The organism is Mesorhizobium sp. LNHC252B00 (genome assembly GCF_000502955.1).
In the GTDB taxonomy this organism is placed as follows: domain Bacteria; phylum Pseudomonadota; class Alphaproteobacteria; order Rhizobiales; family Rhizobiaceae; genus Mesorhizobium.
The window spans coordinates 92,369-101,996 of sequence record NZ_AYWO01000021.1 but is presented as its reverse complement, the minus strand read 5'-3'; the positions used below and the strand labels follow the sequence as shown (position 1 = coordinate 101,996).

Sequence of the window (9,628 nt, the reverse complement as noted above, 5' to 3'; positions counted from 1 at the left end):
GAGGTCCTTTCAGAATCGATTTCCGCACACCACACAAGAGTCCCTTTGTACTCATGTGCGATTCCCCTGCCCTTGTGGGGAGGGTCGCTGCGGAGCAGCGGGGTGGGGGACCTGGTTCGCAAGCGAACCAGCCTTGCCAGCTCAAGCCGCGTAGCGCGCGGCCGGCTTGTTGGCGTGCAGGCTGCCGAAGAAGACTTGCCGGGCGCCGAGGAAAGTGTCCAGCTTGGCCGGATCGGCAAGTCCCGGCACGGTGACGGCTTCGCCCCTGGCCAGGCCGACAAGTGCTGCATCGACCAGATTGTCGGCGCTCATGACGATCTCTTGCGGGACGCTGTCGATATCGCTGCCGGCAATCTCCCAGAAATCGGTCCGGGTCGCGCCCGGCAACACGACCTGCACCTTCACCTGGGTGTCAGCGACCTCACGCTGCAGGGCCTCGGTGAAGTTGACGACATACGCCTTGGTGCCACTGTAGATGCCGCCGAACGAGGTGTCATAGGCCAGCACCGATGCGATGTTGACGATGGCGCCGCGATTGCGTGCGATCAGGCCGGGCAACACGGCACGGGTCAGCCGCGTCAGGGCGACGACATTGACCTTGATCATGCGCTCGGCGACATCGGCGTCCGCCGTCGCCACCACTTGCGCACCGCCGAGGCCGGCATTGTTGACCAGCAGCGTCACGCTGTCATCGGCTGATATCGCCTGCTCGACGCGGCGCAGGTCATTGTCGTTGGCCAGATCCGCGCTGATCACGCTGACCTTGCGGTCATAGGCATTTCGTAGCTTCTCCGCCAGGTCCTCGAGCCGGTCTGCGCGCCGCGCCACCAGCACCAAGTCATAGCCCTGCCCCGCCAGCCGGTCCGCATAGACCGCGCCGATGCCCGCCGAAGCACCGGTGACGACTGCCGTGCCCTTGTTGCTCTGTCCACTCACTGTCTTGCTCCTTCTTCGAACTGCTTTGCTTCGTTTCGACCTCGCCGCCGGCCCCGAGAGATCACCCTCGCCTTGCAGGCAAAGCCATTTGATTCATTTAGTGGCATATGCCACCATCACGCAAATAGGCATATGCCACTATCTTGTCAATGATCGGAATGGGGATTATTTGAGACGTGGCGGCCGGGCATTATTCGCCGGCACCAAGGACACAGTATGTCGAAGGATACCCTGCCCGGCCTGACGCTCTGCAACAACGCCGCGCTGCGCCGTGCGGCGCGCAAGCTCGGCCAGTTCTATGATGATGTGATGGCGCCTTCGGGCCTGAAGGCCACGCAGCAGGGCCTGCTCTACCAGATTCATATCGGCGATGAGCCGGCGATGGGCGCTATTGCGGCCTCGCTGATCATGGACTTGTCGGCACTCGGCCATACGCTGAAGCCGCTGATCCGCGACGGTTATGTCGAGACCTTCGCCGACCCGGCGGACCGCCGCATCAAGCGCGTACGGTTGACGCCAAAAGGCCTAGTCAAGCTGGATGAGGCGATGAAGCTGTGGCAAATTGCCCAGCAGCGTTTCGAGGACGTGGCCGGCAAGGACAAGGCGGAAAGGCTGCGCGCGGCTCTGGATGAGATCGCCGCGCTGGATTTCGATCTGCCGCCGGCCAGCTGAGCCGGCCGTACTACTCAGCCGGCATTGCGACCGTCCTGGCCGCCCAGTNGATTTCGATCTGCCGCCGGCCAGCTGAGCCGGCCGTACTACTCAGCCGGCATTGCGACCGTCCTGGCCGCCCAGTTGCCGGCCAGCAGGATGCCGAGCCCGACGATCGGGAAGGCTGCGGCGACAAGGCCGAGATCGGCCGGCGCGCCGTAGCGCAGCACGACGCCGCCGACCACGGCACCCAACGCGACGCCCAGGTAGAGCGCCGAGGCGTTAAGCGACAGCACGATCGGGGCGGCATCGGGCGCCAGCTTGATGATGCGGCTCGCCTGCGCCGGTGGGAACGCCCAGCCGACTATGCCCCACGGCACCATCATCGCCATCAGCGCCGGCCCGGCAAGATGGTGCGGCAGGAAGGTCGGGATGACCGACAGCAGGACCAGCATGCCGGCACTCAGCGCCAACGACCAACCGACGGTGCGGGTCGCGCCGAACCGGTCGGCTGCCTGGCCGCCGCCAATGTTGCCGATGACGGCGCCGACGCCGAAGGCGAGCAGCATGCCGGGCAGCGCGATCTGGCTGAGCCCGCCGCCCTCGATGGCGAGCGGCGCGACAAAGGCAAAGACGGTGAAGGCGCCGATCAGCGCCAGCACTGTCGTCAACAGGATCGGCATCACGCCGGGACGCAGCGCGGCAGCCAGCCTGCGCTTCAAGGGCAGCCTGGTGCCAACGATACCCTGCGGCAGCCGATACCACAGAATCGCGCCCGCAAGCGCGCCAAGGCCGGCGATGGCAAAGAAGGTGCCGCGCCAGCCGGCAATGGTGGCAACGAGCGCGCCGAGCGGCGCGCCGACGGCGACGGCCACCGTGGTGCCGCCGACGACGACGGCGATGGCACGCGCCCGGTGATGGTCATCGACCAACGCCACCGCCGTGCCTTGCGCGGTCGCCGCGAACAGGCCCGACGACAGCGCCATTACGACACGCGCGATCAACAGCAGTTCGAAGGAGGAGCTCAAGGCGGCGGCGATGTTGCCGAGCACGAAGAACACCAGCGTCCACAGGATGACGCGGCGCCGGTCCCATTCGCCAGTCAGCGTCGCCAGGATCGGCGTGCCGACCGCATAGGCGAGTGCGAAGGCGGTGATCAGCGTGCCGGCGAGCGGGATGGAGATGCCGGCGTCCGCCGCGATGTCGGGCAGAAGGCTGGAGATGACGAAGCCTTCGGTCGAGATGGTGAACGATCCGAGTGCAAGCCAAAAGAGGCGCTTGTCCATGGGGCGATGTCCTTAGTTCAACAGTTATTGAACAATTGGACAGGAAAGGGCATGATGTCAATGAAGCGAGGGAAAATTAGCTGACCCCTCCTGACAGCCCTGTGTCAGCATGGATTACGCACAACAGTGTGGACAGCTACGGCGGGATGGATGCGTTGAAATCGGCCGAAACTGCGCTTAGTTTCCAGCCATGACCTTGCCACACCCCAATACGGACCAGATCAGCCTGCCCATCGTGCTCGGCGTGCTCGGCGACCCGACCCGGCTCGCCATTGTGCGCTATCTCGCCAGCAAGGAAGGCGTGCCGCTGAACTGCAGCCGGTTCCTCGATCTCGGCTCGAAGACCAATCTGAGCTACCACCTCGCCAAACTGCGCGAGGCCGGCGTCACCCGCGCCGAAGTGGTCGGCACCAACCGCATGATCACGCTGCGCCGCACCGATCTCGACGCCCGCTTCCCCGGCCTGCTCGACAGCGTCATCGCCGCGGCCGGCGACGATCCGGCGCTGCCGGTGGTTGGTTCCCACGACATCGACGTGCCGGCGTAAGCCTCCAAAGCTCGGTTGTTCTGCAAGGCCTGCCTTCCCGCTCGTCAACCCACGGAGCCGCCAAAAATGCGCATTGCCGTCCTCGCCGATATCCATGGCAATGTGCTGGCGTTGGACGCCGTGCTTGAGGATCTGCGCCAGCGCGGCGGCGCGGACCTGACCGTCAATCTCGGCGACAGCGTTTCCGGGCCGCTATGGCCGCGCGAGACGTTTGCGCGGCTGGAGGCGCTCAACCTGCCGACGGTGCGCGGCAACCACGATCGCCGCGTCGCCGCCGACCCGGCCGATGAGACCATGTGGGCCTCCGACGTCTATGCGCAGCAGCGGCTGACACAGGCGCAGCGCGAAGTCCTTTTCACACAGCCGCTGACGCTGGAGATCACGCCCGGCGTGATCGCCTTCCACGCCCGCCCGGACCACGACGAGAAATATCTCGCCGATACGATCGTCAATGGCCAGCTGGTGCGCGCGCCGCTGGCGGCGATCCGGCGCCGGCTGAAGCCGCTCGATCCCGCCTGCCGCATCGCACTGTGCGGCCACAGCCACCGGGCGGAGCTGATCCGCATCCCCGATGGTCCGGTCATCTTCAATCCCGGAAGCATCGGCTGCCCCGCCTATGATGATGCGACACCGCCTGCCCATGTCTCCGAGCAAGGCTCATCGCACGCCCGCTACGGCATCGTGACCTTGGGTGACGCGGGCCAGCCCGACGGTTTCGAAAACATCGCCGTCAGCTACGACCATGAGGCAGCGGCGCGCCAAGCCGAACAGGCCGACCAGCCGGAATGGGCCCACGCGCTCAGGACGGGGTTCATGCCAGACTGAGCGAAGCTCATGTCTGGCTGAACGCACTTGCGTTCATGCCACCAGACTGAGCGAAGCTCATGTCTGGCTGAACGCACTTGCGTTCATGCCACCAGGCTGAGCGAAGCTCATGCCTCAGGCTGAATGCACTTGCGTTCATGCCTGGCTGAACGCACTTGCGTTCATGCCGCCAGGCTGAACTGGTCGGGCTGGCCCGCTGACGGCACGGCCAGAACAGCGATCGAATTTTCGGGCTTACATGGCGGCGCCTCGTCCCTTATAAAACCGGCCGGGTACGCGGCGGGCTCGACCGGTCGCGGTATGATATCACCGCACGGCCAAACGATGAGGCGCACAGTTACGCTCCGAACATCCCTGCATGCGCTGATTGTCGCTCCGCTGCTGATGGCGGCATGGCCCGTCCTTGCCCCCACCATGGCCGAAGAAGCGCCGGATCTCGTCTTTTCCATCGTCACAGGCCTGGCGCCGGACGATCTGCTCAATCTCCGCACCAAGCCATCGCCGGTCGGCAAGACCGAGACACGCCTGGCCAGTGGTGCACGCGTGAAAAATCTCGGTTGCAACGACATTGACGGCCATCAGTGGTGCAAGGTTGAAACCGACGATGCGAAGGCCAGCGGCTGGGCGCCGGCGCGCTACCTCGTCCCCCTCAATCCGGCCCCCTTTGTCGAAGGCGAGACAAAACCGGCGGATGCGCCGGTGGTTGCCTCCACTGGCGACGCGGCGGGCAAGCCGGACGCCGGAGCCGCCGCTGAGGCTGCGGCCCAGCCGCCGCCCGACCTGGCGGCGCGGCTTGGCGGCACCGGTCCGGCAACTGAAAGCATACCGAAAACCGCCACTGAAATCGGCCGCGCCGCGATGCAGGATGCCTATGGCCTGGCACTGGCGGCGGCCGAAACCTCTCTGACAGGAGATGTCCAGGACGCCGCGGCGTCACCGCCGCCCGCTGCTGCCGCCGACGAGATCCCCTGCGCCCGCTATGTCGGCCAGCCGATGCAGCGCTGCACGGTCAGCGCCGTGCGCACCGCCGACAAGGCCGACATCACGGTCACCTGGCCCGATGGCGGCACGCGCATCATCTCCTTCGTCGCCGGCAAGCCGGCCAGCTCCGACGCGCCCGGCGACTTCCGCTTCACCCGAGAAGGCAGCCTCAACATGATCCGCGTTGGCGTGTCGGAACGCTTCGAGATCACGGATCAGTTGGCGCTGGGGGATTAGGGATCAGGGATTGGGCAGTAGGGAATAGGCATTAGGCGCTCGAACGTCCCGTACTGCCTACTCCCCAATCCCTACTCCCTGCTCTCTCGCATTTTCGGGGTTACATCAGTCAAAACTCTTCCCTATAAGGCCCTCCTAGCCTGATACCAGAATCGCGAGCACAACCGGCCGGGTCTTCCCGTCCCGGTTTTTTGTGCAAGCCGCCCGCCGAACGGACCTGTGACATGCCAAGACGCACCGACATCAAGTCGATCCTGATCATCGGGGCCGGCCCCATCGTCATAGGCCAGGCCTGCGAGTTCGACTATTCCGGCACCCAGGCCTGCAAGGCTCTGAAGGAAGAAGGCTTCCGCGTCATCCTGGTCAATTCCAACCCGGCCACCATCATGACCGACCCGGAATTGGCCGACGCCACCTACATCGAGCCGATCACGCCTGAAGTGGTGGCCAAGATCATCGCCAAGGAGCGGCCCGACGCGCTGCTGCCGACCATGGGCGGCCAGACCGCGCTCAACACCGCTCTGTCGCTGCGCCGCATGGGCGTGCTGGAGCGCTACAATGTCGAGATGATCGGCGCCGACGCCACGGCCATCGACAAGGCCGAGGACCGGGCGCTGTTTCGCGAGGCGATGAAGAAGATCGGCCTGGAGACGCCGAAGTCGATGCTGGCCAACGCCACCGACGTCAAGAACACCGATCGCAAGACGCATGAGGCCGAGCGCGCAGCACTCAAGGCCGAGAAGCCGGCCGATCTCGACGCCGCGCTCGATGCGCTGGAAACCCGCTGGAACCTCGGGGAAGGCGATCGCAAGCAGCGCTACATCAGCCATGGCATGGCGATCGCCGCCCAGGCGCTCGACCATGTCGGCCTGCCCGCCATCATCCGCCCGTCCTTCACCATGGGCGGCACCGGCGGCGGCATCGCCTACAACCGCGCCGAATTCTACGAGATCGTCCAGTCAGGCCTCGACGCCTCGCCGACCACCNGCGGACAATTGCATCATCGTCTGCTCGATCGAGAACATCGACCCGATGGGCGTGCATACGGGTGATTCGATCACCGTCGCCCCTGCGCTGACCTTGACCGACAAAGAATACCAGATGATGCGCAACGCCTCGATCGCGGTGCTGCGCGAGATCGGCGTCGAGACCGGCGGCTCCAACGTGCAGTTCGCCGTCAACCCGGCCGATGGCCGTCTGGTCGTCATCGAGATGAACCCGCGCGTCTCGCGCAGCTCCGCCTTGGCTTCGAAGGCGACCGGTTTCCCGATCGCCAAGATCGCGGCGAAGCTTGCCGTCGGCTACACGCTGGACGAGCTGGAGAACGACATCACCGGCGGCGCGACGCCCGCCTCCTTCGAGCCGTCGATCGACTATGTCGTGACGAAAATCCCGCGCTTTGCGTTTGAAAAGTTCCCCGGCGCCGAGCCGGTGCTGACCACCGCGATGAAGTCGGTCGGCGAAGTCATGGCCATCGGCCGCACATTCCAGGAATCGCTGCAGAAAGCGCTGCGCGGCCTCGAAACCGGCCTCACCGGCCTCGACGAAATCGAGATCCCCGGCCTCGGTTACGGCGCCGCGACCGCCAACCATGCCGACGACCGCAACGCCATCCGCGCCGCACTGGGCACCCCGACGCCCGACCGGCTGCGCATGGTGGCGCAGGCGATCCGCATGGGCACCTCGCTGGAAGACGTGCACGCCATGTGCAAGATCGACCCGTGGTTCCTCGAGCAGATCGCCGGCATCCTCGCCATGGAAGCCCGCATCCGCGAGCACGGCATCCCCGAGGACGCCGTCAATCTGCGCATGCTGAAAGCCATGGGTTTTTCGGACGCCCGCCTCGCCTCGCTGACCCGAACCGACATCGAAGTGATCGAGAAGGCGCGTGAAAAGCTCGACGTCCATCCGGTCTACAAGCGCATCGACACCTGCGCGGCCGAGTTCGCCTCGCCCACCGCCTACATGTACTCCACCTATGAAGTGCCGTTTGCCGGCGCGCTCGCCAACGAGGCGCAGGTCTCGTCGCGCAAGAAAGTCGTCATCCTCGGTGGCGGACCCAACCGCATCGGCCAGGGCATCGAGTTCGACTATTGCTGCTGCCACGCGGCCTTTGCGCTGCGCGACGCCGGCTATGAAGCGATCATGATCAACTGCAACCCGGAGACCGTGTCGACCGACTACGACACCTCCGACCGGCTCTATTTCGAGCCGCTGACGGCGGAGGACGTGCTGGAAATCCTGCGCGCCGAGCAGGCGTCGGGCGAACTGGTCGGCGTCATCGTCCAGTTCGGCGGCCAGACGCCGCTGAAGCTGGCGGATGCGCTGGAGAAGGCCGGCATCCCGATCCTCGGCACCTCGCCCGATATGATCGATCTCGCCGAAGACCGCGACCGCTTCCAGAAGCTGCTGCACAAGCTCGGCCTCAGCCAGCCGAAGAACGGCATCGCCTATTCGGTCGAGCAGGCCCGCCTTGTCGCCGGCGAGCTCGGCTTCCCGCTGGTGGTGCGCCCCTCCTATGTGCTCGGCGGCCGCGCCATGCAGATCATCCACAGCGAGGGCATGCTGCAAACCTATTTGCTCGACACCGTGCCCGGCCTGGTGCCGGAGGACATCAAGCAGAAATACCCCAACGACAAGACCGGCCAGATCAACACGCTGCTGGGCAAGAACCCGCTGCTGTTCGACACTTATCTCTCCGGTGCCATCGAGGTCGATGTCGACTGCCTGTGCGACGGCAAGGACACCTTCGTCTCCGGCATATTGGAGCACATCGAGGAGGCCGGCATCCATTCGGGCGACAGTGCCTGCTCGCTGCCGGTGCACTCGCTGCCTTCGGAACTGGTCGACGAACTGGAACGGCAGACGGCCGCACTTGCCCGCGCGCTCAATGTCGGCGGGCTGATGAACGTGCAGTATGCGATCAAGGACGGCACGGTCTATGTGCTGGAGGTCAATCCGCGCGCATCCCGCACCGTGCCCTTCGTCGCCAAGACCATCGGCCGGCCGATCGCGAAAATCGCTGCCCGCATCATGGCCGGCGAGAGCCTGGAAGACGCCTTCGCCCATTACGGCGCCATGCCCGACCCCAGGAACCCCGGCCACATCGCGGTCAAGGAAGCCGTGTTCCCCTTCGCCCGCTTCCCCGGCGTCGACATATTGCTCGGCCCGGAAATGCGCTCGACCGGCGAGGTCATGGGCCTCGACCGCGATTTTGCGCTCGCCTTCGCCAAGAGCCAGCTGGGCGCCGGTGTTGATCTCCCCCGCTCCGGCACGCTGTTCGTCTCGGTGCGCGACGAGGACAAGAAAGGCATCCTGCCGGCCGTCAAGCGCCTCGCCGGCCTCGGCTTCAAGGTCATGGCGACCTCCGGCACTGCCCGCTTCCTCGCCGAAAACGGCGTCGTCGCCGAGAAAATTAACAAGGTCCTGGAAGGCCGCCCCCACATCGAAGACGCCATCCGCAACCGGCAGGTGCAGATCGTCTTCAACACGACTGATGGCCAGAAGGCGGTATCGGACTCCAAGTCGCTGCGGCGAGCCACGCTGATGCAGAAGGTGCCGTATTATACGACGCTTTCGGGCGCGGCGGCTGTGGCGGAGGCGATTGCGGCGCTGAAGGCGGGGAGTTTGGAGGTCAGGCCGCTGCAGGAGTATTTTGGCTAACGAACATTCGCCCTCGCGGCAACAGGGCGACTAGCTACTTCTTTTCAGCCTTTGGTTTTTTCAAGTCGCGAAGATATTCGACAAGCTCGTGCACCAAAGTTGATGGGTTATTAGAACCGGATTTGGCATTAAAATCCTGGAGCTTCCTGGCATTCGAGATAGCTTTTTCAGTATTCTTCGAAAGGACCTCATAAGAGTTCTTTGCTCCTTCTCATACTTAGTGAAATATTCTTTCAATTTATCTATTACATGGTCACACGAAGATTTCTTGCCGACCGCATTGAAGGCAGCTGTCGAATAAATGAAATGCAACGAAACCCATATTTCAAAGCAGGGAGTCGACGTAACTGCAAATAATTTTCCGGCCTTGGCAGCACTATGGTTGTTTAATCTTTCAATAGCTGCGTCATAATTTTGGTGGCCGTCCCTATCAAAAACGCAATATACCCTATCGAAAGGCTCTCGCGATCTAATTGCCGCCTCGGCGGCGCTTACGATAGTC

Annotated in this window: 6 protein-coding genes and 1 pseudogene; 5 read left to right on the top strand and 2 right to left on the bottom strand. The window is 64.2% G+C overall.

Going from position 1 to position 9,628, the window contains the following annotated elements:
- Positions 1–141: 141 nt before the first annotated feature.
- Positions 142–936: an SDR family oxidoreductase gene (locus X744_RS147525; RefSeq protein WP_023761318.1), complete on the bottom strand. Its 795-nt coding sequence runs from the start codon at positions 934–936 to the stop codon at positions 142–144.
- Positions 937–1,152: 216 nt separating this feature from the next.
- Between X744_RS147525 and X744_RS147530 the strand changes: the two genes are divergently transcribed.
- Positions 1,153–1,608: a MarR family winged helix-turn-helix transcriptional regulator gene (locus X744_RS147530; RefSeq protein WP_023761317.1), complete on the top strand. Its 456-nt coding sequence runs from the start codon at positions 1,153–1,155 to the stop codon at positions 1,606–1,608.
- A gap of 86 nt (positions 1,609–1,694) precedes the next feature.
- Here the strand turns inward: X744_RS147530 and X744_RS147535 are convergent, their stop codons facing one another.
- Positions 1,695–2,873, bottom strand: coding sequence for an MFS transporter (locus tag X744_RS147535; protein ID WP_023761316.1), 1,179 nt, complete (start codon positions 2,871–2,873; stop codon positions 1,695–1,697).
- 190 nt (positions 2,874–3,063) lie between these two features.
- On the opposite strand from X744_RS147535, the gene X744_RS147540 reads away from it, so the two are divergent.
- The 4 genes and pseudogenes from X744_RS147540 (at position 3,064) to carB (ending at position 9,126) form a co-directional block, all read left to right on the top strand.
- A complete protein-coding gene (locus tag X744_RS147540) occupies positions 3,064–3,420 on the top strand; it encodes a helix-turn-helix transcriptional regulator (RefSeq protein WP_023761315.1) in 357 nt (118 codons plus the stop codon).
- A gap of 66 nt (positions 3,421–3,486) precedes the next feature.
- The gene (locus X744_RS147545; protein ID WP_023761314.1) at positions 3,487–4,245 is read left to right on the top strand and encodes a metallophosphoesterase family protein; all 759 of its coding nucleotides are present in this window, start codon (positions 3,487–3,489) and stop codon (positions 4,243–4,245) included.
- Positions 4,246–4,569: 324 nt separating this feature from the next.
- Positions 4,570–5,463: an SH3 domain-containing protein gene (locus X744_RS147550; RefSeq protein ID WP_031260757.1), complete on the top strand. Its 894-nt coding sequence runs from the start codon at positions 4,570–4,572 to the stop codon at positions 5,461–5,463.
- A gap of 224 nt (positions 5,464–5,687) precedes the next feature.
- Positions 5,688–9,126: pseudogene (gene carB, locus X744_RS01000000170090) on the top strand (carbamoyl-phosphate synthase large subunit).
- Positions 9,127–9,628 lie beyond the last annotated feature (502 nt).

Bases quoted from the DNA above. Each gene is read 5' to 3' on its own strand.
- X744_RS147550 (WP_031260757.1), top strand. From the start codon at position 4,570: ATGAGGCGCACAGTTACGCTCCGAACATCCCTGCATGCGCTGATTGTC.
- X744_RS147530 (WP_023761317.1), top strand. From the start codon at position 1,153: ATGTCGAAGGATACCCTGCCCGGCCTGACGCTCTGCAACAACGCCGCG.
- X744_RS147540 (WP_023761315.1), top strand. From the start codon at position 3,064: ATGACCTTGCCACACCCCAATACGGACCAGATCAGCCTGCCCATCGTG.
- X744_RS147535 (WP_023761316.1), bottom strand. From the start codon at position 2,873: ATGGACAAGCGCCTCTTTTGGCTTGCACTCGGATCGTTCACCATCTCG.
- X744_RS147545 (WP_023761314.1), top strand. From the start codon at position 3,487: ATGCGCATTGCCGTCCTCGCCGATATCCATGGCAATGTGCTGGCGTTG.